The 26,623-nt window shown below is 65.5% G+C and carries 22 protein-coding genes; 12 read left to right on the top strand and 10 right to left on the bottom strand.

Annotated features, from left to right (window positions below; translation table 11 throughout):
* Nucleotides 1–34 precede the first annotated feature (34 nt).
* Entirely contained in the window at nucleotides 35–1,417 is a 1,383-nt protein-coding gene (locus J2S73_RS12070; RefSeq protein ID WP_306885790.1) for a glutamate--tRNA ligase, read from the top strand.
* On the opposite strand, the gene J2S73_RS12065 is transcribed toward J2S73_RS12070, so the two are convergent.
* The 4 genes from J2S73_RS12065 to J2S73_RS12050 form a co-directional block, all read right to left on the bottom strand.
* Nucleotides 1,314–2,516 carry a DUF2865 domain-containing protein gene (locus tag J2S73_RS12065; RefSeq protein WP_306885787.1) on the bottom strand — a complete coding sequence of 401 codons (1,203 nt, stop codon included), beginning with the start codon at nucleotides 2,514–2,516 and terminating at the stop codon, nucleotides 1,314–1,316. The genes J2S73_RS12070 and J2S73_RS12065 overlap by 104 nt on opposite strands.
* A gap of 298 nt (nucleotides 2,517–2,814) precedes the next feature.
* Nucleotides 2,815–3,456: a maleylacetoacetate isomerase gene (gene maiA / locus J2S73_RS12060; protein ID WP_306886310.1), complete on the bottom strand. Its 642-nt coding sequence runs from the start codon at nucleotides 3,454–3,456 to the stop codon at nucleotides 2,815–2,817.
* Nucleotides 3,457–3,458: 2 nt separating this feature from the next.
* Complete coding sequence (locus J2S73_RS12055) at nucleotides 3,459–3,965, bottom strand: MarR family winged helix-turn-helix transcriptional regulator (RefSeq protein WP_306885786.1); 507 nt, start codon at nucleotides 3,963–3,965, stop codon at nucleotides 3,459–3,461.
* Between the two features lie 125 nt (nucleotides 3,966–4,090).
* Nucleotides 4,091–4,531 carry a MarR family winged helix-turn-helix transcriptional regulator gene (locus J2S73_RS12050; protein WP_306885785.1) on the bottom strand — a complete coding sequence of 147 codons (441 nt, stop codon included), beginning with the start codon at nucleotides 4,529–4,531 and terminating at the stop codon, nucleotides 4,091–4,093.
* Nucleotides 4,532–4,624: 93 nt separating this feature from the next.
* Here J2S73_RS12050 and hmgA point away from each other — a divergent pair, with 93 nt between their 5' ends.
* The 10 genes from hmgA to pyrB all read left to right on the top strand — a co-directional run bounded on the left by hmgA (nucleotide 4,625) and on the right by pyrB (nucleotide 19,135).
* Complete coding sequence (gene hmgA / locus J2S73_RS12045; protein WP_306885784.1) at nucleotides 4,625–5,938, top strand: homogentisate 1,2-dioxygenase; 1,314 nt, start codon at nucleotides 4,625–4,627, stop codon at nucleotides 5,936–5,938.
* Nucleotides 5,938–6,951 (top strand): fumarylacetoacetate hydrolase family protein, encoded by a 1,014-nt coding sequence (locus J2S73_RS12040; RefSeq protein WP_306885783.1) that lies wholly within the window; start codon nucleotides 5,938–5,940, stop codon nucleotides 6,949–6,951. The genes hmgA and J2S73_RS12040 overlap by 1 nt, the downstream gene beginning before the upstream one ends.
* On the top strand, nucleotides 6,944–7,477 hold the full coding sequence (locus J2S73_RS12035; protein ID WP_306885782.1) for a hypothetical protein: 534 nt from the start codon (nucleotides 6,944–6,946) through the stop codon (nucleotides 7,475–7,477). The genes J2S73_RS12040 and J2S73_RS12035 overlap by 8 nt, the downstream gene beginning before the upstream one ends.
* Before the next feature lie 91 nt (nucleotides 7,478–7,568).
* Nucleotides 7,569–8,522 (top strand): MBL fold metallo-hydrolase, encoded by a 954-nt coding sequence (locus J2S73_RS12030; RefSeq protein WP_306885781.1) that lies wholly within the window; start codon nucleotides 7,569–7,571, stop codon nucleotides 8,520–8,522.
* Nucleotides 8,523–8,613: 91 nt separating this feature from the next.
* The gene (locus J2S73_RS12025; RefSeq protein ID WP_306885780.1) at nucleotides 8,614–10,239 is read left to right on the top strand and encodes an FAD-dependent oxidoreductase; all 1,626 of its coding nucleotides are present in this window, start codon (nucleotides 8,614–8,616) and stop codon (nucleotides 10,237–10,239) included.
* A gap of 10 nt (nucleotides 10,240–10,249) precedes the next feature.
* The gene (locus J2S73_RS12020; RefSeq protein ID WP_306885779.1) at nucleotides 10,250–10,456 is read left to right on the top strand and encodes a DUF2783 domain-containing protein; all 207 of its coding nucleotides are present in this window, start codon (nucleotides 10,250–10,252) and stop codon (nucleotides 10,454–10,456) included.
* A gap of 449 nt (nucleotides 10,457–10,905) precedes the next feature.
* Complete coding sequence (locus tag J2S73_RS12015; protein WP_306885778.1) at nucleotides 10,906–12,621, top strand: type I secretion system permease/ATPase; 1,716 nt, start codon at nucleotides 10,906–10,908, stop codon at nucleotides 12,619–12,621.
* On the top strand, nucleotides 12,618–13,931 hold the full coding sequence (locus J2S73_RS12010; RefSeq protein WP_306885777.1) for an HlyD family type I secretion periplasmic adaptor subunit: 1,314 nt from the start codon (nucleotides 12,618–12,620) through the stop codon (nucleotides 13,929–13,931). The genes J2S73_RS12015 and J2S73_RS12010 overlap by 4 nt, the downstream gene beginning before the upstream one ends.
* Nucleotides 13,932–14,219: 288 nt before the next feature.
* On the top strand, nucleotides 14,220–17,957 hold the full coding sequence (locus tag J2S73_RS12005) for a cellulase family glycosylhydrolase (protein WP_306885776.1): 3,738 nt from the start codon (nucleotides 14,220–14,222) through the stop codon (nucleotides 17,955–17,957).
* A 161-nt stretch (nucleotides 17,958–18,118) separates the two neighbouring features.
* Nucleotides 18,119–19,135 carry an aspartate carbamoyltransferase gene (gene pyrB / locus J2S73_RS12000; protein WP_306885775.1) on the top strand — a complete coding sequence of 339 codons (1,017 nt, stop codon included), beginning with the start codon at nucleotides 18,119–18,121 and terminating at the stop codon, nucleotides 19,133–19,135.
* A gap of 51 nt (nucleotides 19,136–19,186) precedes the next feature.
* Here pyrB and J2S73_RS11995 read toward each other — a convergent pair whose 3' ends face one another.
* The 4 genes from J2S73_RS11995 to J2S73_RS11980 form a co-directional block, all read right to left on the bottom strand.
* On the bottom strand, nucleotides 19,187–22,306 hold the full coding sequence (locus tag J2S73_RS11995; protein ID WP_306885774.1) for an efflux RND transporter permease subunit: 3,120 nt from the start codon (nucleotides 22,304–22,306) through the stop codon (nucleotides 19,187–19,189).
* Nucleotides 22,306–23,436, bottom strand: coding sequence for an efflux RND transporter periplasmic adaptor subunit (locus tag J2S73_RS11990; protein WP_306885773.1), 1,131 nt, complete (start codon nucleotides 23,434–23,436; stop codon nucleotides 22,306–22,308). The genes J2S73_RS11995 and J2S73_RS11990 overlap by 1 nt, the downstream gene beginning before the upstream one ends.
* 271 nt (nucleotides 23,437–23,707) lie before the next feature.
* Nucleotides 23,708–24,286, bottom strand: a complete 579-nt coding sequence (locus J2S73_RS11985; RefSeq protein ID WP_306885772.1) for a disulfide bond formation protein B — start codon at nucleotides 24,284–24,286, stop codon at nucleotides 23,708–23,710.
* 9 nt (nucleotides 24,287–24,295) lie between these two features.
* Nucleotides 24,296–24,451: a DUF5993 family protein gene (locus J2S73_RS11980; RefSeq protein ID WP_306885771.1), complete on the bottom strand. Its 156-nt coding sequence runs from the start codon at nucleotides 24,449–24,451 to the stop codon at nucleotides 24,296–24,298.
* A gap of 190 nt (nucleotides 24,452–24,641) precedes the next feature.
* On the opposite strand from J2S73_RS11980, the gene J2S73_RS11975 reads away from it, so the two are divergent.
* Nucleotides 24,642–25,217, top strand: a complete 576-nt coding sequence (locus J2S73_RS11975; RefSeq protein WP_306885770.1) for a hemerythrin domain-containing protein — start codon at nucleotides 24,642–24,644, stop codon at nucleotides 25,215–25,217.
* A gap of 89 nt (nucleotides 25,218–25,306) precedes the next feature.
* On the opposite strand, the gene J2S73_RS11970 is transcribed toward J2S73_RS11975, so the two are convergent.
* Together J2S73_RS11970 and J2S73_RS11965 are read right to left on the bottom strand one after the other, a co-directional pair.
* On the bottom strand, nucleotides 25,307–26,068 hold the full coding sequence (locus J2S73_RS11970; RefSeq protein ID WP_306885768.1) for a VOC family protein: 762 nt from the start codon (nucleotides 26,066–26,068) through the stop codon (nucleotides 25,307–25,309).
* Between the two features lie 75 nt (nucleotides 26,069–26,143).
* A complete protein-coding gene (locus J2S73_RS11965; RefSeq protein ID WP_306885767.1) occupies nucleotides 26,144–26,611 on the bottom strand; it encodes a DUF1579 domain-containing protein in 468 nt (155 codons plus the stop codon).
* Nucleotides 26,612–26,623 lie beyond the last annotated feature (12 nt).

Genomic DNA, 26,623 nt, shown 5'->3' with positions numbered 1-26,623 from the left:
CGCATTCAGTGTCTCGCGAGCGCCAGGGATATCCATGCCGGACAGGCTTCGTTTCGCACCGTCTCCGACGGGGTATCTTCACATCGGAAACGCGCGCACAGCGCTGCTGAACGCCCTTTTTGCGCGCAGGCAGGCGGGCGCGTTCGTGCTCAGGCTGGACGATACCGATCGCGAACGCTCCGAGGACCGGTTTGCGACGGCGATCCAGGAGGACATCGCCTGGCTCGGGATTCCGCCGGACGAGGTGGTTCGCCAGTCCGAACGGTTCGATCGGTACCAGGCTGCCGTGGAGACCCTCAAGGCCGCCGGGCTGCTCTATCCCTGTTACGAGACGCCGGAGGAACTCGAAACCAGGCGCAAGCGGCGTCTGGCGCGCAAGCTGCCTCCGATCTACGACCGGGCCGGCCTGTTCGACGACGACGCAACGCGCCGCCGATACGAGGAGGAGGGCCGCCGTCCGCACTGGCGCTTCCTGCTGCCGAACTACGAGAGCGATCCCCGGGAGATCCGTCCGACACAGGTCGGATGGACCGATCTCTGCCGCGGGGAACAGAGCGTCGATCTGGGCTCCGTCTCCGATCCGGTGCTGATACGGGCCGACGGTTCGTTTCTCTATACGCTGCCCTCCGTCGTCGACGACATCGAGCTCCGGATAAGCCATGTGGTTCGCGGCGACGACCACGTGACCAACACGGGCGTCCAGATCCCGATCTTCAAGGCGCTGGGGGCCGAGCCGCCCAGGTTCGGCCACCACAATCTTCTGGTGCGCGCCGACGGCGAGGCGTTGTCCAAGCGGTCCGGGGCGCTGTCGCTGCGGTCGCTGCGCGAGGAGGGATACGAGCCGGAGGCCGTGGCTTCCCTGGCCGTCCTCACAGGTACGTCGACGACCATTACCGCAGTCCCGAACCTCCGCGACCTGGCGGAGACGATCGATCTCGGCGCGATCAACCGGGCACCCGCCCGGTTCGAGCCAGGCGACCTCGATAACCTGAACGCGGCGATCCTGCAGGCGCGGTCCTTCGACGAGGTCGCGGAGCGTCTGGCCGCGCTCGGCGTGGGAGGAGGAGAGGCGTTCTGGCTGGCCATCCGCGACAACCTCGTCCGACTGAACGATGCGGCGGACTGGTGGGCGATCGTGAACGGGGATTTCGAAGTCGATCTCGATCCCGCCGACGGCGAGCTTTTCGATCAGGCGGCAGGGCTTCTTCCCGCCGAGCCCTGGGACGAAACGACGTTCTCCGCATGGACGAAGGAGGTCGGCAAGGCGACCGGCCGGAAGGGCAAGTCCCTGTTCCAGCCCCTGCGTCTCGCCCTTACCGGGCGGGCGTCTGGTCCGGAGCTTCGCCGGCTGATGCCGCTATTTGGTCGGCGTAGTACGTTGGACCGACTTTCCGCACATCGAGATCGGACGCGCTGATCGCGCGGGGCGCGGACACGCCCGGCTCGTCCGCCGAGGGGCGCCGATCGGCATCGATCACCATGTCGGCCGGGCTGGCCTCCTCCGAGGGAACCGCCGAATAGGAAGCGACGGCGAGCGGCTCTTCGAGATCCTGCAGATCCTTCGGCCCGAGGGGCTCGTCCCCCTGCGCCACACCGGCCGTCCGGGTCAACGGCGGGCCATCCTCGGTCGGTCCCTGCGGGAACGCCTCCAACGGCGTCGTCAGACCGTCGGTGGAGTTGGTCTTGCGGATCTCGATCTCCGGCGGCGACAGTTCGCACCCGCAGCTCGGCACGTACTTGGTCCGGTAAAGGAAGGCGGTCGGCAGGGCGGTGTAGCGCTCACCGGAGACCGTCGACACCATGTCCTCCGGATCCAGATAGCTCGGATGCGAGTAGAGGGAGACGTCTGCGCCCGGGCACCGGCCCTGGCAGACGGCCAGGTCACGGCGGTACTGGCTGCTGCTGGTGGAATAGCTGATCGGGAAATAAAAGCCGTCGCAGAGACGGACACACCACGTCTTCATGCCCGATCCGCGATAGGCACCGACCACGGCGGGGTCTGAATCGGAGACGCCGCGCCGCTGTTCGCCGCCGTTTGCGCGGTTTGCCTCTTCCACCGCCGGTGCGTTTTCCCGGGGCGCGCTGGTGGCGGGCTGGCGGCCGCCACCGAACAACCGCTCGAAGAAGCCGCCGCCGGACCGCGGCTCGGAGCCCAGGAAGTTGTCCGACCGGGTGCCATGAACGATCACGCTGCCGCGCGTGGTGGTCCGGGTGCGATCGTAGGTCTCGCCGCGCGCCGGCTGTGGCTGCGCCTGGGAGCGCGTCCGGGCCTGCTGCGGCTGGCTCGGGCCAGTGCAGTTGCGCGCGATCGCCCGCTCCAGCTGCCGGGCCCGGCCCGAATTGGAAGATCCGCCGCGCTTGAGGGAGGCAATCTGCGCGTCAATGCCGGCGCAGGCCTGGGGCCGCCCCCAATTGTTGGAGCCGCGACAGCCGTTGGCGCGTGCGCGGCGCTCGAGAGCGGCAATCTGGTTCTTCGCCGCACTTCCGGAGGAAAGACGGGACAATTCCGACCGCATCGCTTGACAGCTCTGCGCTGAAGCGGGCTGGACGTCCGCCACAGATCCCGCGACGACAAGCAGGCACACCGACAGAAAGCTTGCAAACAAGCTGCTACGCATCGGCAGGAACGAACTTGTCATTTCACGCGCCTTGCAGGGTCAGTGGTCTCCAGATCCCCCATAGGGATCCGGTGTCAGGCCTCCGCAAGTGTCCGTCGCAACGGACCCTTGCACAGACCATCCATTCGGTTACCTCCGCCCAGCCGATGCGATCAAATCACATTCCGTCGCACTGACGCGAATCAGAAAAGTGTTGCTAGGCCGACACGGCATCCGGCTGCTTCGACGGATGCGCCTGCTCGAACGCGGGATGCGCCGCGCAGGTTTCGTCGATCGCGCGGATTTTCGGGTAGGCGTCGAGCGGCACCTTGAAGCGCACTGCGCTGAAAACCTGAGGGATGAGATAGAGGTCCGCCATCGACGGCTTGTCGCCGAAACAATAGGGGCCGTCGTCGACCAGCGCCTCGACGGCGGCGAAGCCCTTGTGGATCCAGTTGGCGATCCAGGCCTGCACGTTCTCTTCCGGTTGCTCCAGAGGCCCGCGCAGATAGCTGAGCACCGCCAGATTGTTGATCGGATGGACGTCGCAGCCGATGATCGCGGCCACGGCGCGCACCTTGGCCCGGGCGACGGGATCATGCGGCAGAAGCGGCGGTTCGGGATGCACTTCGTCCAGCCATTCCAGAATGGCCGGCGACTGGGTCAGGATCGTTCCGTCTTCGAGCCGCAGCGACGGTACGCGCTCCTGGGGGTTGATCGCTTTGTAGGCATCGCTGTGCTGTTCGCCGCCATTGCGGGTCAGGTGAACGCAGTGATGCTCGTAGGCGATGCCCTTGAGATTGAGCGCGATCCGGGTGCGGTAGGCGGCGCCGGAGCGGAAATAGTCGAAAAGGGTCAGGGTCATCTGAAGCGGTCCTCGGCTATCGATCGGGCCAGTTGCCGGGAACGGTCGTCCAGGCGTTTGAGGACCTTCGTCAGGACCTCGCGTTCCTGAGGGCTCAGGGTTCCGATCAATGCTTCGTTGAATGCGCGGGCGGCAGGAATGATCTCTTCGTAGATCGCCCGTCCCTGATCGGTCAAATGCAGAAGCGCTTCGCGATGGTCGGCATCGTTCCGTGTCCGCTCCACGAGGCCCTTGTCGACCAGGATCCGGACTGACCGGGACACCTTCGTCTTGTGCATGCGGGTGCGGTGACCGATCTCGGCCGCCGTCATCGTGCCGCACTCGCCGAGGTTCGCGATCACGCGCCAGTCTGCGATCGCGATGTCGTACTGGGCGGAATAAAGACGCGCCAGCGACTGGCTGACCGTGTCCGACAGCACCGAGAGCTGGAACGGCAGGAAGCCCTCGAGGTGCAGCACCTCGCTGTGATCGTTCTCCGCCTCTGAACGTTTCTGCGGGGGCACTGACTTCCTCGCGTCGCTCGTCACAAACGAATGTCGTCTTCGCCAGAACCTTGCTGCGCGCTCAGGAGCGAAGCCGGGTGGATGCGAACACTCGTTTAGAATCTTTCCGATCTGCTGGAAACCGCTCAGCCGAGCATAATGGTGAGGAGGCGGCGAAACTCGCGGGCTTCGTCCGGGCTCAGCTTGTCCAGGTAGCGCTGCTCGAACGACAGGGCGAGCTCGGCCACCTCGGAAAAAACCTTGTGGCCTTTCGGCGTCAGGGAGAGGCAGACAAGCCGACGGTCATCCTCGGAGGGTTCCTTGGTGATCAGACCGGACGCTTCAAGCCGCGCTGCGGCCCGCGATACCTTCACCTTGTCCATCTCCACACGCCGGTAGATCTCGCGAACCGACACGCGCTCGTGCTGGCTGAGATGGGCCATCACGCGCCACTCCGAAATCGAGATCCCGAAGCGTTCGCCGTATTCCGCGCCCAGTTCGTTGGACAGGCGCGAGCCGAGGACGTTGACGAGATAGGGGACGAACTCGTCGAGTTTGAAGGCATGCGTCGCTGTATCGGTCGGCATCCGTTGACATTCGTTTCATCTGATACGACGTTGCCACGAAGCCTGCCCGTTCCGGGCGGAAAGAGCAACGTCTCATCCGACGAGGAGGAAGCCATGGGCCTCGCCTACATGCCGGGCTTCGGCAATGACTTCGAGACGGAATCCCTGCCGGGCGCGCTGCCCCAGGGTCAGAATTCCCCGCAACGCGCGCCTTACGGCCTCTACGCGGAACAGCTTTCCGGCTCTCCGTTCACGGCCCCGCGCGGCACCAACGAACGGTCGTGGCTCTACCGGATCCGCCCGTCCGTGCGTCACACAAGCCGCTTCAAGAGCATGTCCGCGCCGTACTGGAAAAGCGCGCCGAACGTCGATGACGGCGACCTTCCGATCGGCCAGCTGCGCTGGGATCCGACGCCGATGCCGAACGAGGCGACAACGTTCGTCCACGGCATCCGGACCATGACGACGGCCGGCGACGTCCACACCCAGGTCGGCATGGCGTCGCACGTCTATGCCTTCAATACGGCGATGGAGGACGACTATTTCTTCAACGCCGACGGCGAGATGCTGGTTGTGCCGCAGGAAGGCACGCTGGATCTCTTCACCGAACTCGGCCGCATGGCCGTCGCGCCCGGCGAGATCGCGATCATCCCGCGCGGCATGATGGTCCAGGTCGGTCTCACCGACGGCCCGTGCCGGGGCTATATCTGCGAGAATTACGGCGCGAAGTTCACGCTGCCGGACCGCGGCCCGATCGGCGCGAACTGCCTCGCCAACCCGCGTGACTTCAAGACGCCCGTCGCCGCCTACGAGGACAAGGAGAAGCCGTGCCGGGTGCAGGTGAAGTGGGGCGGCCGTTTCTACGAGACGGAGATCGACCATTCGCCGCTGGACGTGGTCGCGTGGCACGGCAACTACACGCCGTACAAGTATGATCTGTCGACGTTTTCCCCGGTCGGCGCGATCCTGTTCGACCATCCCGATCCGTCGATCTTCACGGTGCTGACGGCGCCGTCGGGCGAGGAGGGAACGGCCAACGTCGACTTCGTGATCTTCCCGCCGCGCTGGATGGTGGCGGAGAACACGTTCCGGCCGCCCTGGTATCACCGCAACATCATGTCGGAGTTCATGGGGCTCATCAAAGGCCAGTACGACGCCAAGGAAAAGGGCTTCGTGCCCGGCGGAATGAGCCTTCACAACATGATGCTTCCCCATGGTCCGGACGCGTTCGGGTTCGAGAAGGCGTCGACCGCGAAGCTCGAGCCGGTCAAGCTCGACGAGACCATGGCGTTCATGTTCGAAACTCGCTACCCGCAGCACGTGACCAGCTATGCGGCTGAGTCTCAGACGCTGCAGGACGATTATCTGGATTGCTGGACCGGTCTGAAGAAGCGGTTCGACGGAACGCCGGAAGGAAACTGGGACTGATGAAGCTCGCCACCTTGAAGGACGGGAGCCGCGACGGCCGGCTCCATGTGGTCTCGCGGGACCTGACCGAAAAAACCGACGCCTCCCACATCGCACCGACGCTGCAGGCGGCGCTCGACGACTGGGCCGCCGTGGCACCGAAGCTCGAGGCGCTCGCCGAGAGCCTGGCCAGCGGCGCGGTCCCGACCGAGCGCTTCCACGAGCACGATGCGCTCAGCCCGCTTCCGCGCGCGTTCCAGTGGGCGGACGGGTCGGCCTACGTCAATCACGTGGAGCTGGTGCGCAAGGCACGCGGCGCGGAGATGCCGGACACGTTCTGGACCGATCCGCTGATGTATCAGGGCGGTTCGGATTCATTCCTGGCGCCGCGCGATCCGATCCGGCTGGCCGACGAGGCCTGGGGGATCGATTTCGAGGCCGAGATCGCCGTGATCGTCGACGATGTTCCGATGGGCGTCACGCCCGACGAGGCGGCAAACCACATCAAGCTGCTGATGCTGGTCAACGACGTTTCCCTGCGCGGGCTGATCCCGGCGGAACTCGGCAAGGGCTTCGGCTTCTTCCAGTCGAAGCCGTCGTCGGCCTTCTCGCCGGTCGCCATCACGCCGGAGGAGCTGGGCGACGCCTGGAAGGACGGCAAGGTCCATCTTCCGCTGAACGTCGACTACAACGGCAAGGCCTTCGGCCGCGCGAACGCCGGCATCGACATGACGTTCGACTTCCCGACGCTGGTTGCCCACGCGGCAAAGACCCGGCCGCTCTGCGCGGGATCGATCGTCGGCTCCGGCACGGTATCCAACAAGCTGGATGGCGGTCCGGGCAAGACCGTTGAGGCCGGCGGCGTCGGCTATTCGTGCCTGGCCGAGATCCGGACGGTGGAGACCATCGACACAGGCTCGGCGAAGACGCCCTTCATGAGCTTCGGGGATACCGTGCGCATCGAAATGCTCGATAGCACGCATCACTCGATCTTCGGGGCCATCGAGCAGAAGCTCGAGAAATACGATGGCTAGGCTGGCCGCGCTCGCGGCGTCGCTTGTCCTTGGCGTCGCGGCACCGGCGCTCGCGACGGATACGGTCGCACCGGTCCGCGAGGTCATGCAGGTGACCGAGAGCAACTGGTCGGAGGTCGCGTCCGCACCGGAAGAGCTGTTCACGGCAGATCGCCTGGAACGCCTGTTCAGCCGCTCATTCCGCGATCTCTATGCTCGCGCGATGCAGGACGAGTTCGCACGGGAGGCGGGCACGCCTTTCGACTACGATCCGATCGTCGACGCGCAGGACGGATGCCCGCTGGAAAACCTGACCATCACGCCCAAACCCGCGGAAGACGGCAAGGCGGTGGTCGTGGCCCGGTTTCAGTTCCAGTCCTGCTCCGGCGAAGGTCCGGAATCCCAAGCCTATAGCGAAACCTGGTTCGAGATGGTCGACGAGGACGGCCGCGCCGTCATCGACGACATCGTCGTTCCCTATGAGGCAGGCGGAGCCAATTCGACCAAGGCGGTCCTGGCTGATATCGCCGCATCACAACCGAACTGACGCCAGCAGGACGAGCGAGCCGGAGGCTTTCCGCGAGCTCTGCCGCGACCGTCATTTCCACTTGCACGATCCGAAACGAGGAAACCCAGCTATGGCCAAGCAATTCGCCTCCACGGGCGACATGGGCGAAAAGACCGTATCGTTCTCCGAAGTCGGCCGTGACCTCTACGCCTTCACCGCCGAAGGGGATCCGAACACCGGCGTGATCATCGGCGATGACAGCGTGATGATCTTTGACGCCCAGGCGACGCCGCGGCTCGCCAATATGGTGATCGAGAAGGTGCGGTCGGTCACCGACAAGCCGATCCGCTACGTCACGCTCAGCCACTACCACGCCGTGCGCGTTCTCGGGGCGTCGGCCTACAACGCCGACGAGATCATCGCGTCGGATGTCTGCCGGGCGATGGTCACCGAGCGCGGCCAGGAGGACTGGGATTCGGAGTTCGGCCGATTCCCGCGCCTGTTCGAGGGTCACGAATCGATCCCCGGGCTGACCTGGCCGACGATGACCTTCGAGACGTCGATGACCGTCTACCTCGGCAACCGCCGGGTCGATCTGATCCATCTCGGCCGCGCCCACACCGCCGGCGACATCGTCGCCTGGGTACCGGATGCGGGCGTAATGTTCACCGGCGACATCGTCGAATACAAATCGGCCTGCTACTGCGGCGACGGTCATTTTTCCGACTGGGGCGGCACGCTCGAAGCCGTCCGCTCGTTCGCGCCGGCGGCGATCGCACCCGGCCGTGGCGACGCACTGGTCGGCGAAGCCAAGGTCGAGGAAGCGCTCGATCTGACGGGCGACTTCCTGGAGTCGACTTACCGCCCTGTGGCGCAGGTGGCCGCGCGTGGCGGCACTCTGAAGGAAGCGTGGGACGCCTGCCGCGCGGTCTGTGACCCGAAATTCACCGACTACGCGATCTACGAACATTGCCTGCCGTTCAACGTGGCGCGCGCCTACGACGAAGCGCGCGGCATCGACACGCCGCGGGTCTGGACGGCGGAACGGGATCGGCAGGTCTGGGAGGCGCTGCAGGGACAATAAGACTGCGGCGGGGGAGTGGATATCTGGGAACCGGCAGCGGCGTCGGAGCGCGACGCCGCCGAGAAGCCGGTCCTTTGGGAGGAAATCGGACATGGCCGAAGGTGGTGCCACGCACGGCGTCGAAAAACGCAAGGGGGTCTATCAGTTCGCGTATAAACGCTCTGCCGACCAGGACGCCGCCGGGCCGGTGCGGCGACCGGTGGTCATCGTGGGGGCGGGACCGGTCGGGCTGAGCCTCGCCATCGATCTCGCCGAGAAAGACGTGCCGGTCGTTATCCTCGACGATGCGGACCGGATCGGCGAGGGGTCGCGGGCGATCTGTTTCGCCAAGCGCACGCTGGAGATCTGGGACCGGCTCGGCGTCGGCGACAAGATGATCGACAAGGGAGTCACGTGGAAGCTCGGCAAGTGCTTCCACGAGAACGACCTGGCCTATCAGTTCGACCTTCTGCCGGAGGAGGGGCATCGCATGCCCGCCTTCATCAACCTGCAGCAGTACTATGTCGAACAGTACCTGGTCGAACGGGCGCTGGATCTGCCGCAGATCGACCTGCGCTGGCTGAACAAGGCGGTGAAGGTGGCGCCGCACGCCGACGGCGTCGTGGTCACCATCGAAACGCCGGACGGTCCGTATGAAATCGATGCGGAATGGCTGCTGGCCTGCGACGGGGCGAAATCGCCGATCCGCGACATGCTCGGCGAGGGTTTCAAGGGCCATGTCTTCGAAGACCGGTTCCTGATCGCCGACGTGAAGATGGCGGCCGACTTCCCGGCCGAGCGCTGGTTCTGGTTCGATCCGCCGTTCCATCCCGGCCAGTCGGCGCTGTTGCACAAGCAGCCGGACGACGTCTGGCGCATCGACCTGCAGCTCGGCTGGGACGCGGATCCCGAGAAGGAGAAGCAGCCGGAGCGCGTGGTCCCGCGCATCGAGCAGATGCTCGGTCACAGCAACTTCGATCTGGAGTGGGTGTCGGTCTACACGTTCCAGTGTCGGCGCATCGACAACTTCGTTCACGGGAGGATCGTGTTCGCCGGCGATGCCGCCCATCAGGTGTCGCCGTTCGGTGCCCGGGGGGCCAACTCCGGTGTTCAGGACGCCGAAAATCTGGCGTGGAAGCTCGCCCTGGTGTTGAAGGGAGAGGCGCCGGAAAGCCTGATCGAGACCTACAATCTGGAGCGCTCTGCCGCCGCCGACGAGAACATCGGCCACTCGACCCGGTCGACGGACTTCATCGCGCCGCGCTCGGCGTTCGAGCGGCGCCTGCGCAACGCCGTCCTGGATCTCGCCCGAACGGCCCCGTTCGCCCGCGTCATGGTGAATTCGGGCCGGCTGTCCATGCCCTCGGTGTACGACACGGAACTCTCGACCGAGGACCAAGACGTCTTTGCCGGATCCGCCCGCCTGGGAGGGCCGCTTCCGGACTGTCCCATGCAGACCGCCGACCACAGGGACACCCATCTCCTCAACGAACTCGGCGACGGGTTCACCGTCCTTTACGCCCGGGACGGCGGTCGGCCGAACTCAGTCGAAGGCGCGACCCTCAAGGTGATCGGAGACGATCTTCTGGACAGTGAAGGCCTGTTCAAGCGGCGCCTGGATGCCACCCCCGGCAGCACCTACGTCGTTCGGCCGGATCAGCATCTCGCCGCCCGGTTCCGGACTTTCGACGCCGGCAAGGTGAAACACGCGATCGACCGTGCGTGCGGACGCGCATAGGAGAGCTTCGATGACCAAGCACCTGGTGACCGAATCCCGGTTTCCGAACCCCGACGCCGCTTTTCAGACCATCGTCGATGCCCATCGGGGCCTGAGCGAAGAGCAGAGCGCGGACGTCAACACGCGGCTGGTTCTTCTGCTGGCCAATCACATCGGTGATCTGGAGGTTCTGGAGGAGGCGATCTCCGTCGCCAAAGAATCCGGCGAAGCCGAATAATTCCGGCCCGATCCGAAAAACTGGAGAGCGACAGGGCAGGAAACGAGTTTCTTTCGCAACTCCAAGATGTTGTGGCCTTTCCTGAAGGGGCGCGGCGCCAGCTTCCGCGCCCCTTAACTATTTGTAATGCCGAAAAACACTATCAGCAGTTGATTTGTCGCGACATTTCGTAGATCCACTCGCCCCTTCAGTATTCGTGTCGGCGTGATTGATTTCGCGTCGGCCGATGGCTGATTGCGGCGAAACGAAGACAATGTCGGAAGTTTGCCGCAGATCTGAATAGCGGGGCGATGCGATCGGTTTGTGGATGTCCGGGTGCCTTCGGCGCGCCGGCCTGAAACGATAACTCGCGCTCCGGGGCAAAAACGGCACGGCGGCGGGGTGCGCGAATGAAATGGGGGCAGAAGGCGTCTGCGGATCGATCCGCTTTCGCGGGTCTCGGTCATGCGATGGCCGCGGTCGCGGTGTTCAGCGCCGTGGTCAACCTGCTGATGCTGGCAGGGCCGCTCTACATGTTGCAGGTCTATGACCGTGTTCTGACCAGCCGCAGCGTGCCGACCCTGATCGCGCTGTCGGCCTTCGTGGCCGGCATCTACCTTTTTATGGGCGTTCTTGACGCCATCCGCGGTCGGGCCCTGGTCAAGGTCGGCCATCGGATCAGCCAGCGGGCGGGTCCGGCGGTTTTCCTGAGATCGCTGGACCAGAGCGGCGCCGGGCCGAACGAAGCCGCCCGGCCGCGCCCCTTGAACGATCTCGACCAGATCCGCCAGTTCGTCAGCGGAGCCGGCCTGTCGGCGCTTTTCGATCTGCCCTGGATCCCGGTCTATCTGGCCATCGTCTACCTCATTCATCCGCTGCTCGGGATCGTGGCCACCATCGGCGCCCTGGTGCTGCTCGCCATCGCCGCCGTGACGAACCATCGCGCGCGCCGTATGACGGCGCTGGCTTCGGCCGCCGGCGCGGAGCGCACGGCGATGGTCGAAGCGGCCCGGCGGAACCGCGACGTCATTGCCGGTCTGTCGATGGAAGACGTGCTTTCGAAGCGGTTCGAAGCTTTGGACGACCGGTTCCTGGGCGCCAGCGCTCGGGCCTCCCAGATCGTCGGCGGATCCACCGTCGCCATCAAGGTCTTCCGGCTCGGGCTTCAGTCCGCCGTCCTAGGGTTCGGCGCCTATCTGGCGATCCAGGGTGTGCTCACCGGTGGCGCCATGATCGCAGCGGCCATCATCATGGCGCGGGGGCTCCAGCCCGTCGAAATGGTCGTCCAGAACTGGCGCGGCCTGCTGTCGGCGCGGGCCGCCTACAGGAACCTGCGCGCCGAACTGTCCGACACCGACAAGCCCGAGCCAATGCCGCTGCCCGATCCGGTCCGCGACGTGGCGCTCGAACGGGTGAGTGTGCTCGCGCCCAACAGCCGCGCACCGATCCTGATCGACGCCTCCCTCAAGCTGAATGCCGGCACCGTGCTCGGCGTGATCGGAGCCACCGGCACCGGCAAGTCGACGCTCGCCCGGACCATGGTAGGCGCGGTCACCCCGGCCGCCGGCCGCGTCCTGATCGACGCCGCTCCCCTGGATCAGTGGCCGAAAGCGGCGCGCAGCCGTCACATCGGCTATCTGCCTCAGGACGTCGAACTCTTCGACGGCACGATCGCGGAGAACATTTCGCGGTTCTCGGCCGAACCGGATTCCAGGGCGATCATCGCGGCCGCGCATGCAGCCGGCATCCACGAAAAGATCCTGTCGCTGCCGCAAGGCTACGGAACCGTGATCGGCGAGCACGGCATTGGCCTGTCGGCCGGACAGCGGCAGCGGGTCGGTCTGGCGCGCGCACTCTACCGCGATCCCTTCGTCGTGGTCATGGACGAGCCGAATGCCAATCTCGACGCGGAAGGCGAGGCGGCGCTGGCCGAGGCGATCGCCGGGGTGCGCCGCAGGGGCGGTATCGCGGTGGTGGTCGCCCACCGGCCGGGCGCGGTCCTCTCGGCCGATCTGATCGCGGTGATGGACGCCGGCCGGATCGCGCGCATCGGGCCGCGCGAGGAGGTGCTCGGACCGGCGGCAAAACGGGCCGCCGCCCAGCGCCCGCGCACCGCACCACCCGAAGCACGAACCGGGGCAAGCCCGGCGATGATCCGGACGGCCGTCGCGGAGGGACAGTCATGAGCGAGCGGGACGGATTTCGGAAGATCGGCGGGCGCCTCCGCCACGACCTCCTGATCGGAGGCCTGGTGTGCGGGTTTATGGTCGTCGGTGTGGGCGGCTGGGCCGCCATGGCGAAACTCGGCGGCGCCGTGATCGCGCCGGGACAGGTGGTGGTCTCCAGCAGCGTGAAGACGGTCCAGCACAAGGACGGCGGGATCGTCGGCCGGATCTTCGTGGAGAACGGTGACACGGTTGCCGCCGGCGACCTCCTGATCCAGCTCGACGCCACGTCGGCCAGGGCCCGAAGGGCGATCCTCGACGCCGAACTGATCGCGCTCCAGTCGCGGTGGGCGCGGCTCGATGCGGAACGTGAGGACCGCGACGCCCTGGTGATCCCGCACAGGCTAACCGACCGCCTCACGGAACCGGCTGTCGAAACCGCGATCGCCGGCGAGCGCAGGGTTCTGGCCGCACGGTTGGCGACCCTGGCCGGCCAGCTCGACATGCTGGAAGAGCGCAAGGATCAGTTCGGAGAAGAGATCGAAGGCCTGAAGGCGCAGCTGGACGCCAAGGAGCTGGAGATCGAGCTGATCGCTGACGAACTCGGCGGGCTGCGGTCGCTGCTGGCACAGGGACACGTTCCGAAGACGCGGGTGATGGCGCTCGAGCGCAACAAGGCGCGCCTGGAAGGCGAGCGCGGCGAATTGGTCGCCCGCATCGCCGTGGTCAAGGGCCGGATCGCCGAGACGGAAATCGAGGCCCTGCAGCTGAAGCGGGACGCCCGCGAGAAGGCACTCGCCGAGATCCGGGACGTGGAAACGAAGATCGCCGATCTCAGCGAACGGCTGGTCGCGGCCGAAGACGATCTTGCCCGGATCGACGTCCGCGCGCCCGCGGCCGGCATGGTGCACGAGCTTGCCGTCCACACCGAGGGCGGCGTGGTCGGAGGCGGCGAACCGATTCTCCAGATCGTGCCGGACAACGACCGTCTCGTCATCGACGTGATGATCCCGCCGACCGATATCGAGCAGGTGCATCTCGGGCAGCCGGCCGTCGTCAGCCTCAATGCGTTCGACATGCGCGAGACGCCGCAGCTGGAAGGGACGGTGACCCGTATCTCGCCTGATCTCAGCCGGGACGAGCACACGGACGCCACCTACTACAGCGCGCGCGTGTCGCTTTCGACCGAGGAGCTGGACCGGCTGAAGGGTGCGGAACTGGTGCCGGGAATGCCGGCGGAAGTGTTCATCCAGACCCGGGAGCGGACGGTGATGACCTATCTGCTGGAGCCCTTGCAGGCCCAGATGCGCCGCACGTTCCGTGATTCCTAAGCATTCGAGATCAACGATGCCCCAATTGGGACACAGAGAAACGATCCCCTGAGAATTCGACAGGTCTCGATTCATCCGAGACCAATGAAGCGATCTCTTTCGGGAGCGGATATCCAGTAGTCGGATCGTAAAAACAAGCCGGGACCAGACCAATTCTGGCCCGGGACAGGAGAATTGCGTCCGAAATACGGCCTTTCTGCCATGAAGGACGCGAGCAGGCGGACATCCGGTCCACCGAACTGAAATCGGCCGCCGCATGAAGCGGCGGCGACCTGCGGGTGTGCAAGAATGGAGGCACCACGTACGACCATGGCAAGCGTGAACTGGACTGATTTCGACGGGGATACCCCGGACTATTTCAACCCTTATGGACTGGGCTACCCCGTGGCGCCGCAAAGCAGCTGGGCCTCCGGCGGCAATGCGGACTGGCCGGCAGGGAGCGGTCCGCAGAGCGGTGACATCCTCGTTGTCGGCTCCGATGATCTGAGCACGTACGACCCCGCCTCCGACATTCTGGTTTTCGGGTTCCGCGACGGATCCGACGTCACGGAAATGAACGCCCACAATTACTGCGTCCTCTGGGAGGAACAGCCGGACGGGCTTTTCACGCTGCACGTCATGCCGGTCAGCATCTGGGAAGCCGAGGAGCCCCTCGCGAGCATCTCCGACATCGATGCCGCCGATCTGCCGACGCTGATCCAGAGCTGGGCGTCGACGAACAACCACTTCCAGGACGACCTGGTCGCGTCGGTCTATTCGCTCGACCCGGCAAGCACGACGCCGGACAATCACATCACGATGCAGACGCATCTCGCCGGCGAAACCACGACCTATGACTTCGCTGCGATGCAGGCCCAGTACGGCAGCGACATCGTGCTGAACTTCACGACCTTCACGGGTCGCGAAATGAAGATCGAGTACGACGATGCCGCCCGCACGATGACGATCTCGCACTTCGGCGACAGCTGGGGCGGCTACAACGACGACTGGGGCAAGACGGTCATCACCAATGTCGAACCGTCCGACCTTGAGGGGCTCGATCAGCTCTGGCGGCGCGACAACGCGGTGGAGGACGGCCGGCTTCAGAAGGAGCGGTTCAACGCCTTTCTCGACAGCTATGACGGCGACGGCACCGATGGCGGAGATCCCGAGCCGGACCCGGATCTCGCGCTCGTCGTGGATGCCAGCAAGACCGGAATGGATCACGTCCACCTGCACGATGACGCCGATTACGTCCGCGTGGATGTCGACGCCGATGATCTGAGCGCGTTCGTGGACGAGAACGGCTACCTGAACCTCGAAGTCGGATCGACCGGCTACACGGCCACGATCATGATGCCGACTGCCGAGGCGCTCGCCGACGGGATCGGGGACCGCATCCGGTTCGCCGACAGCGCCGCACGCAGCGAGGTCGAACAGGTTCTCGCCGATGCCTTCAACGACGACGATGGAAGCGGAGAGGGCGGGGAAACCGGCGGCGAGACCGATGGCGGAACCGCTCCGGATCCGACCGACGGTGAGCTGATCTACGCCGCCTCCAACGCCGATCTCTCCTACGAGGTGCGCTCATCCTGGTCCGGCGGTTTCGTGGCGGATCTGGGCTTCACGCCTGATGGAGCCGTCAACGGCTGGCAGGTCGCGTTCACTCTGGACGCGGAGATCACCAACGTCTGGAACGGGCGCATCGTCTCCCACGAAGGCGACCGCTACGTGGTGGAGAATGTCGGCTACAACGGGTCGGTCGCTGCCGGACAGGAGATCGGCTTCGGCTTCCAGGCGTCCGGCGCACCGGCCGCGCTCTCCGAGGTGACCCTGAACGGCTCCGACGCCGTGTATGGCGGCGGCGACGGCGGAACCGACCCCGAACCGGTCCTCCCGGACGTGTCGATCTCCGACATTACCGTCGGAGAGCAAGACGGGACGGCCGCCTTCACCGTTCGGCTGTCGGAAGCCGCAGACAGCGACGTCACGATCAGCTTCGCGACCCAGGCCGGCTCGGCGACGGCAGGCTCGGACTTCGTGTCCGCCAGCGGCAGCATCGTGATCCCCGCAGGGGCTCTCGAAGGCATGGTCGAGATCGATCTCATCGACGACATGGACGTCGAGGACCCGGAGACCTTCACCGTGGAGTTCACTGGCGCCACCGGAGCCACGATCGCGGACGGATCGGCGACTGCGACCGTCACCAGCGACGACGTGGCGCCGCCGGAACCGCCGGTGCTGTCGGTCTCCGGCGGCGAGGTCGGTGAAGGTGCGACCGGCGGCGGCGGATCGTCCGTCTTCGCCGATGGACCGCTGTCCACCAGCGGCAACGCGATCATCGACAGTGCCGGCAACGAGGTCGAGATCCGTGCCGTGAACTGGTTCGGCATGGAGACGGACCTGTCCGCTCCGCACGGCCTGTGGGCCCGCAACTGGCAGGACATGATGGACCAGATGAAGGAGGAGGGCTTCAACGCCATCCGCCTTCCGTTCTCCGGCGAGCTGGTCGCGACCGGCGGCTCGCCGAGCGGCATCGACTTCGCCAAGAACCCGGATCTCGCCGGCCTTTCCGGGATGGAGATCATGGACAAGATCGTCGACTACGCCGGCGACATCGGCCTGAAGATCCTGCTCGACCACCATCGGGTGACGGCCGGTGACGGGGCCCAGGGCAACGGACTCTGGTACACGGACGAGTACAGTGAAGAGGACTGGATCGACCACTGGACCCAGCTCGCCGAGCGCTATGCCGGCGACGACACGGTGATCGGCGCCGACCTGCACAACGAGCCCCACAACGGTACCTGGGGTGGAGGCGGCCCGACGGACTGGGCGGCCGCGGCCGAAGCCGCCGGCAACGCGATCCATGCGGTCAATCCCGACTGGCTGATCGTCGTCGAGGGCGTCGCCGAATATCAGGGCGACAATTACTGGTGGGGCGGCAACCTTCAGGGCGTGGCCGATCGTCCGATCGATCTCGCCCAGGACGGCAAGCTGGTCTACTCCGCGCACGACTATCCGGCGTCCGTCTACGACCAGCCCTGGTTCCACGACGGCTCGAACCTGGCGGACGTCTTCTCCGAGAACTGGGGATACATCCACGAGCAGGGGATCGCCCCGGTGCTGATCGGCGAGTTCGGTTCGCGTCTTGAGACCGATATCGACCGGGAATGGGCCGACGCGATCGTGCAGTATCTGAACGGGGACTACGACCTCGACGGAACGAGCGACCTGCAGCCGGGCGAATCGGGCATCAGCTGGGCCTGGTGGTCCTGGAACCCGAATTCCGGCGACACCGGCGGCATCCTGAACGACGACTGGACCACCGTCCGCCAGAACGCGATCGCTCAGCTCGAACCGCTGATGGACGACACCACGGGAGGCGAGGGCGGACCCGCAACGGTCACCTTCACCGTCTCCCTTGATCAGGCTCAGGACACGGCCGTCGCGATCGCCTACGAGACGGTGGACGGCACGGCCACAGGCGGCGAGGACTTCGAGGCGGCCTCCGGCGAGTTGGTCTTCCAGCCCGGCGAGACGGAGAAGACCGTCACGATTGCGATCCTGGATGACAGCGCCGTCGAGGGTGACGAGAGCTTCTCGCTCTCGGTGACCAATCCGTTCGGAGACGATCTGCTCGCCACGGCGACGATCCTCGACAACGACGACGGGAGCGATCCGGATCCGGTCGACCCGGATCCCGTCGATCCCGACCCGTCCGACGACGGCAGCGAGGCCCTCGCTTTCGATCTCAAGGTCGTCAACGACTGGGGCAGCGGGGCTCAATACGAGATCGCCATCACCAACGAGGGCGATACCGCCATCGACGGATGGCAGCTCGGCATCGATCTTCCGTTCGAGATCACCCAGATCTGGAACGGCGGGATCGTGGAGACCGATGGCGACCGCTACGCGATCGCGAACGCCGACTGGAACGGATCGATCGCCCCGGGGCAGGAGGTCACGTTCGGCTTCATCTCCGACGAGGGCAACTTCGACCTCGACGCGCTTCTGCGCAATGCGGACGCGGAGTTCCTGGTCTGAGGATGCGTCCAGCTGGTCCGGGCTCCGGCCCGGGCCTGGTCGATTGATCGTGGGTAATCGATCATCCGGCTGCCGAACGCGTTGATCGGCCGCCGGTTTCGCGGCAGTGTCCGCCTCCGAAGGCGACCCGACGGGCTCGCCGCACCGCCTTCGGAGGCCTCATGCTCGATCTCGGTTACGACGTTCTATCCGCCCGCCAGTTCGACCGGGACGACCTGACCCGGCTGACCAAGGTCGCCGAAGCCCTAGAGCCGGTGGCTCGCGGCGAAGTCGTCTGCCGGGCCCTGGAAGGCGCGGTAATGGCGAACCTGTTCTTCGAGCCCAGCACCCGCACCCGGATTTCCTTCGGAACCGCCTTCTCGCGGCTCGGCGGCACGGTCCTCGACACTTCAGGTCTCGAAACGACGGCCATCGTGAAGGGCGAGTCGCTCTACGACACGGCGCGGGTGGTCTCCGGTTACGCCGACGTGATCGTGGTCCGGCATCCGACGCCGGAGGCGGCCCGCATCATCGCCGGCGGCGCCCTCGTGCCTGTCATCAACGGCGGGGACGGGGAGGCGGAGCACCCGACCCAGGCGCTCACCGACTTCTTCACGATCTCCAAGGAGCTGAAGGCGTCGGGCAGAACCATCGACGGTGCGACGATCGTCATCCTCGGCGATCTGCGCTACGGCCGGACGACCCATTCCCTGATCGCGTTGATGTCGGTGTTCGAAGGCCTGACCTTCCATCTGGTCTCGCCCGAGGCCCTGTCCATGCCGGATCAGTACGCCGACATCGCCCGCAACCGCGGCCATCAGGTCAAGGTCTTCCGGACGCTGGACGAGGGGCTGGCCGGCGCCGACGTCGTCTACGCCACGCGCTATCAGAGCGAGCGTTTCCAGATCGATCCGCAGGTCCGCGAAGCCGCCGAGCGCCTTCGCCTCGACGCCGCGAGCTTCCGTCGTCACGCACCCGAGCACGCGGTGATCCTGCATCCGCTGCCGCGAGACGAGGTCTTCGGAGAGCTGTCCACGGATCTGGACGGTCTCCCGAACCTGGCCATCTTCCGCCAGACCGACAACGGCGTGCCGGTGCGAATGGCGCTGTTCGCCCTGATCCTCGGCGTCGCCGACACGCTGACGGATCATTTCCGCGAACCGACGTGGCCGCTGCGCCGACGCCGGGCCAATCCGTAGGGTTGTCGCGACGTATGCGTGCCTGAGCGAGGCCGCTGCCGGCTCGTGGCGTCAGGCTTGTGTACCGGCCGACCGGCCCCGCTCGATCTCCGCCAGTTCCGCCTCCAGCGCCTTCTCGGTCGCCGAGCGCGGACGGGTGAACCGGGCGAGGAGGTCGTAAAGGACCGGGGTCAGCAGCAGCGTGAGAACGCCCGCGACCAGCAGGCCGCCGGCGATCACGGTGCCGATCGCGACGCGGCTTTCGGCCCCGGCGCCGGTGGCGAGGATCAGCGGAATCGCGCCGAACACGGTTGATACCACCGTCATGACGATCGGACGCAGCCGCAGCGTGGTCGCTTCGACGACCGCGTCGCGCACGGACATTCCTTCGTCGCGCAGCTGGTTGGCGAATTCGACGATCAGGATGCCGTTCTTCGCCATCAGTCCGATCAGCAGGATCATGCCGATCTGGCTGTAGATGTTCAGGCTGAGGCCCGCCAGCGACAGCGAGAACACGGCTCCCGCCACCCCGAGCGGAACCGTCAGCATGATCACGAAGGGATGGACGAAGCTCTCGAACTGGGCCGCCAGCACGAGAAACACGATCAGAAGGGCCAGGGCGAAGGTGAAGAGGACACCGCTGGAGGTCTCCTTGAACTGCTGCGACTGGCCGGCAAGCCCGATGCGCGCTTCCGCCGGCAGCGTTTCGGCGGCCGCTTCCTCCATGAAGGTGATGGCTTCGCCCAGGGAATAGCCCTCCGCGAGCGCGCCTTCGATCTGGATGGAGGGGAGGCGGTTGTAGCGGTTGAGCTCGGACGCCGCCGCACCTTCGCCGACATCGACCAGCGCGGAGAGCGGTACGAGGGATTCCCCGTCGCCGGCCCGAATGAAGATGAAATCGATGTCGGCGGCGGAACTCCGGTCCGTCTCGGCGGCCTGGAGCAGGACCGGGTACTCGCGGCCGCGGTGGACGAAGGTCGTGGCCTGGCGCGAGGCGAGCAGGGTCTGGAGCGTGCTTGCGATCGTCTCGACGGAGACGCCCAGGTCGTCCGCGCGCATCCGGTCGACGGACACGTTGAACTGCGGCTGGTTCTCTTCGTAGTCCAGCTCCAGATTGCGCAGGCCCGGATTCTGTTCGGCCCGTTCGAGGAGCTGGTTGGCCCACAGCTTGACGCTGTCGAAATCCGGACCCGAGACCACAATCCTGAGCGGGGTCCGGCTGCCGCGCAGTCCGAGCCCGGCGGGCGCCACAGGGAAGCCGCGCGCCGACGTCACGGATCCCATTTCCCTCGCCATCGCCCGGACCACGTCCTGGTGGCTTTTCTCGCGCTCGCTCCAGTCGGCCAGCCGAAGCACCACGAAGGCGCGATGGGGCCGGTTCCAGCTGCCGGTGTAGGTGAAGATGGTCTCCACATCCCCGGTGTCCTTCAGCGGCTGGACGATTTTCTCCACCTGTTGCGCGGCCTGGTCGGTGAACTCGATGGTGCTGCCCTGCGGGGCGGACAGGGGAACGAACACCACGCCCCGGTCCTCGCTGGGCGTCAGCTCCTGGGGAAGCGAGAGAAAGACGACTGCGCCCAGTCCGGCGACGGCCAGCGCAACAGCAATGACGACCAGCGGGATCCGCAGACAGAAGGTCAGGAACTGGCGGAAGGCTGCCAGGACCTTCGGTTCCGCCGCGGGTTCGTTCGCGCCATTCGGGCTGGTGGCGCCGCGCCGCGCTTTCAGAACACGGGACGCAAGCGCCGGACAGGCGGTCAGCGCCACGAAGGTAGAGATCAGCACCGCCCCAGACATCACGAGACCGAACTCGACGAACAGCTTGCCGACCTGGCCCTGCAGGAAGGAGAGCGGCACGAAGACGGCAACCAGGGTGAGCGACGTGGCGATGACGGCGAACGTCACCTGCCGCGTTCCGAGCGTGGCGGCCACCAGCGGGCTCTCGCCCATACCGATGCGCCGTTCGATGTTTTCCAGCACCACGATGGCGTCGTCCACGACAAGACCGATCGCCAGGAGCAATGCCAGCAGGGTCAGGACGTTGATGGAAAAGCCGAGCGCGCCGATCAGGATAAAGGTGCCGATGAGGGCGATCGGGATGGTGATGGCCGGCACGAGCGTCGCCCGCCAGGACATCAGGAAGACCAGGATCACGAAGACCACCAGGACGAGCGAGATTCCCAGCGCGGTGACCACTTCGCGGATGGAGGCGGCGACGAATATCGCGTCGTCCGAAGACACCTCGATATTCATGCCGTCCGGAAGAGTTGGCCGGAGCGCCTCGATCTCCGCGCGGATGCCGTTGGAGATGGCGATGGTGTTCGACTGGCTCTGCCGCACGACGGCCAGTCCGACGGCTGTCTCGCCATTGTTCCGTACGATGCTGTCATCGGTTTCGACGCCGGCCACGACCCGGGCGACGTCGTCCAGACGGATCGGATAGCCTGCGACCCGGTCCACCACCACGTCCCGGAACGCCTCGACGGTGGGGATGCGGCTGTCGAGCCGGACCGTGAACTGGCGCGAAGCCGTCTCGATCTCGCCAGCCGGCAGCTCGACATTGGCGCGTTTGAGCGCGGCATCGATATCGGCGACGGTCAGATTGCGCGCGGCCATGGCCCGTCGGTCCAGCCAGACCCGCACGGCGAACGGACGATCTCCGTACATGTCGATCGACGCGACGCCCGGCACGGTCGCCAGCCGGTCGAGAACGTAGCGGTCGACATAGTCGGTCATTTCCGCGGCGTTCATCCGGTTACTGGTGACGGCCAGCCGCATGACCGGATCGCCGTCGGCGTCGCTTTTGACCACCTGAGGCTCGTCGGCATCGTCGGGGAGGTCGGCGCGGACGCGCGCCACGGCGTCGCGCACGTCGTTGGCGGCTTCGTCGATGTCGCGGCCGATGTCGAACTCGACCCGGACACGGCTCTGGCCGCGCCGGCTGGACGAGGAGATCGTGTCGACGCCGGCGATGCCCGCGACCGAACCTTCGATCACTTCGGTGATGTCGGAATCCACGATTTCAGGCGCCGCGCCGGTGTAGTCGGTGCGAACGGTCACCACCGCGGTGTCGATATCCGGAAGCTCGCGCACGGGGATCTGCATCATCGCGCCGATGCCGAACACCACGATCAGAAGGCTGACGACCGCGGCCAGAACCGGCCGGCGGATGGCGAGATCGGAAATCGACATCAGGTGCGCTTCCCCTCCGATCGCACCTCGGCGGCGTTCGGACTTGCCGAGGCGTCCGCGGGGTCATTCAGAACGCGCACCGGTGCCCCGTCGCGAAGCGACTGGATTCCGCGCGACACCACAAGGGCGCCGGCGTCCACGCCATCCGTGATCTCGACCGTTCCATCCTGGCGTTTGCCGGTCTCCACCTTGCGCCGGTGGGCCGTTCCGTCCTCCACCACGAACAGATACGTGGCCGGCCCCTGCACCAGCAGCGCCTCTTCCGGAACCACCACACCCTCGCGCGAGGTCAGGCTCAGATCGAGCCGCATGAACATTCCGACCGGCAGGGTCCGGTCGGGATTGGGGATCCGAGCGCGCACCCGGAAAGACCGGGAGGCCTGATCGATCCGGCTGTCGATCGCGACGACGCGTCCGGCGAACTCGCGATCGGGAAAGGCCGCACTCGTCGCCTCGACCTTCTGATCCTGGCTGATCTGGCCGTACACCGTCTCCGGCAGACGGAACTCGATCTCGACTTCGCTGAGATCGTCGAGGGTGGTGAGGACCGTGTCGGTATCGACGCGTGCGCCAAGATCGACGGAAAGGATCCCCACGACGCCGGAAAACGGGGCGCGGACCGTCCGGTCCGCGAGACGCCGTTCGGCACGGGCCAGGGCGGCCTCGGCAATGGCGAACTCCGACCGTAACTGCTCCAGGTTCGCCTGGCTGATGGTGTTGGACCGGATCAGGGTGCGGGCCCGTTCGAGCGCCTGCGTCTTTTCCTCAAGGCTTGCTTTGGCCTCGCTCAGGGTTGCCGTCTCGATCTCGTCATCGATCGTTGCGATGACCGCGTTGTCCGCCACCTCTTGACCGGCTTGCACCTGGAGGGCGGTGATCCGGCCTTCGGCCGATGGCACGATGTCGATGGACCTCAGGGCTCGGGTGGTGCCGACCGCTTCCACCTGACGGGTCAGCGTGGCGACGTCCGCCGGGGCAACCTCGACCGACACCGCGCGCTGAGGAGGGCCGCCGCCCTGGCCGTTGGCGGCTTCCTGTCCGGGCAGCCCATAAGTCCGGTAGGCCTCGTAGCCGGCCAGAGAAAGCCCGGCCAGTACCGCCACGATCAGGACCTGTCGAAACACACCCATCGGCTAAGATCACATTCCTGTTTGTCCTGGGGGCGACACCGCGTCCCAGGAGTCTGAGCATCTTCGGGCAGTTTGAGAATCTATACGTGTTGGCCGTTACCACACACGTGAATTGTGGCGCTGCAAAATCAGCGCCGCCGCGAGGCTTCGATCGCGGTCCCACCGGAATTTTCCCGATTCCTGCACTTTAATCGCACCGGCCCCGAGCCGGACGGTCTCGGGGCCGATGGTCGATCACCGAATTGTCAGCACACTCACGGCTCAGAGCGCCTCAAAGCTGCCGGTCGGAGGCGCCCTGGTCGCCGGAGCCGACACCTTCCAGCAACTGGTAAGTCTGGGGATCGTCGGGGCAGAAGCCGCCACCACATTCCAGAAGCGTCGACCCTCCGTTGGCGAGCGCCACGACAGCAAACGCCGCAACGGCGATGTCGGCGAGCCGCGAGCGCTGCCCGCCCGCCTTGCCGAACTGCCGATCGAAGAAGAGCATAACCGCAACGCCGATCACGACCAGCCCGAACAGGAAAAAGGCCCAGCTATAGTAGTGGTAGCCGAAAATCGCGTCGCCGTAGCTGCCGCTGCCGGGCACCACATGGAGCGCGATCTGGCGAAGTGCGATCGCACCTCCAACGGCCGCACCCAGGAGCATGATGCCGTAGTGGCTGGAGCGGATCCCGCAAACCAGATTGAGCATCAAGCCTGCACCGACGAGGGTGAAGCCGACGCGCTGGAGGATGCACAAGGGGCAGGGGAGTTCGCCAAAGAGGATCTGGTCGCCGAGGGCGACGATCAGCACAGCGGTGATTGCCAGAAGGCCGACGAGATTCAGCGAGCGTTCGATGGATCCAAGCACGTTCGCCCCCTAGAGATTTATGTCGATGGCAGAAGTCGCGTGATAGCGGAACAGGAACAGGGTCAGCGCGATGGTTGCGATCACCACCCAGACCGCGATCATCCTCAACTTCATCCACGCCAGGCCGCAGGCCACGAGCACTCCGAAAAAGGGCAGCGCCATCATCGCGGTTTCCTCCGTCTCTCATTTTTCAATCACGATGGACTCGATCCGCTTCCATCGTGCTTCTTGACCATAGAGACCACATCGCCGAGATCGCAACATGCGGAAGACCCCGGACCGTTCGGCCAGAGCGCCCTTCGAAAGGTCGGAGCGGTCTGCTCCTCGGACAGACAACTGACGGATTGGGACAAGAATGACAGGCGACACTCTGCAGACCCGTGAGAAGCTGCCCGATGCTGTCCGGGTGCTGCTGGAAGCGCATCCGCGCGACAGTTGGGAGGCCAAGCTCACCCAGGGCGGGCTGACCCAGTTCTGGCTGCAGCGCCACTTGATGTTCCGGCAGCTCATGGGCGAATTGAAGGGGGCGACCCAGTCGAGCCTCGACAAGCGCCTGTCGCCGAAGGACTTCGCGGAACGGCTGTCGCGCTATGGCGGGTTCTTTGTGCAGCAGCTGCACGAACACCACCATATCGAGGACGTCCACTATTTCCCGCTGCTGACCGCCAAGGAACCTCGTCTCGCCCGCGGATTCGAGCTTCTCGACGGGGACCATCAGGATCTGGACGGCCAGTTGAAGGCTTTTGTGGACCAGGCGAACGGTGTGCTCCAGGCACACCGCGGAACCGACAATGACGCGGTGACAACCGCGAGCGGCCGATTTCTGACCCATCTGAGCGGGCTTGAGCGGTTGCTGGATCGCCACCTCACCGACGAGGAGGAGCTGATCGTGCCGATTCTGCTCGAATATGGAGAATCCGAACTCGGCTAAAGATTTTCATTTGCCGGCTCATTATCCGTTGAAAACTTAGCCCTCCGGCCGATTCGGCCGAAGGGCACCAGACTTGCCATTCAGCTTGATCAGCTCATCGCCGTGATGGAGAAAAAGGCCCCCTGCGGATCGAGACACTGGGCGATTTTCGCGCCACCCGGCACCTCGTGGGGACCGTTGACGACCTGGCCGCCTGCGTCCGCAACGCGCCCCATGCCGGCGTCGATGGTATCCACGCAGAAATAGAAGCCCCAGAACGGCACGGGAACATTGGCAGGCCGCTTCATGATCCCGCCCATCATTGTCTCGCCACGCCCGAAAAGGAGGTAGTCGCCCATTTCGCCCATATCGACAGCGCCGAGCTTCTCCCAGCCGAAGTGCTTGGCATAGAAGGCGAACGCCTTCTCGACGTCTTCGGTGTAGAGTTCGTGCCAACCGACCGTCCCGGGGCTGCCCGGAGCAGGGCCCGCCGGCGGCTCCCCATTGCCGCGGAAGAGGCAGATCCCGGCACCGAGCGGATCAGAAACTGCCGCAAAGCGTCCGACGCCGGGGATGTCCTCCCCAGGCTTGTGGACCGTCCCGCCGTCCGCCTCGAAGGCAGCCGCTGCCGCATCCACATCGTCGACGAGGAGATACCCCATCCACGCGGGCCGGCCGCCGTTCTCGGCATATTCGCGGGGCAGATCCATCATCCCCGCGATCGGCGCGTCACCGGCCTGGAGCAGCTTGTAGGTCATGTCCGGCATGCCGGCGTCGGATACCGACCAACCAACGGATTTGGAATAGAACTCGGCAGCCGCGGGCACGTCCGAGGTCATGACCTCGTACCAGACGAAATCACCTTGGTGCATGGGTATGTCTCCAATCGAGGCCAAAAGGTGAGGGGGGACGTTCATTCAGGTTCGGCGGTGACCGATCAGCTTCGATCAGACCCTTCGGTAGTCGGCATGCATGATCTCCACCCAGTCGCCCTCGGGGGATTCGAGGTAGGAGACGAACGTGCGTCGGGTGTCGTCGACAATGGTGACGACCTCACGATAGCTGGCCGCTCGGGTGGGATCGGAGAAATCCGGCCCCTGACAATCGAGAACGAGCCGGTTCGCGGCAGCGTCCAGCGTGCCCTGATAGACGAAGAGGTGCGGCAGCATCGATCCGAGCCAGGTTCCGACGAAGTGCCTCATGCGCGGATCGTAGCCGAGGGTCAGGCATGTCATGGCGGGGCTTCCGTCCGGCATGCTGCCGCGCCCTTCCGCCAGCACCCAGAAATCGCCGACTGACCGCACGGTTTCCGTCCCCGGCGGCATCGGCTCGGCATTCGGCATGGTCGTCGTGACCTCCCAGTCGCCGACGAGTTGCGTGAGCCACTTGTGTTCCGCCAAACGCTCGAAGTTCATGGTGTCCGTCCG

Origin of the sequence: Amorphus orientalis, from assembly GCF_030814015.1 — a bacterium.
Taxonomy (GTDB): Bacteria; Pseudomonadota; Alphaproteobacteria; order Rhizobiales; family Amorphaceae; genus Amorphus; species Amorphus orientalis.
This window is presented reverse-complemented; position numbering and strand designations above follow the sequence as displayed.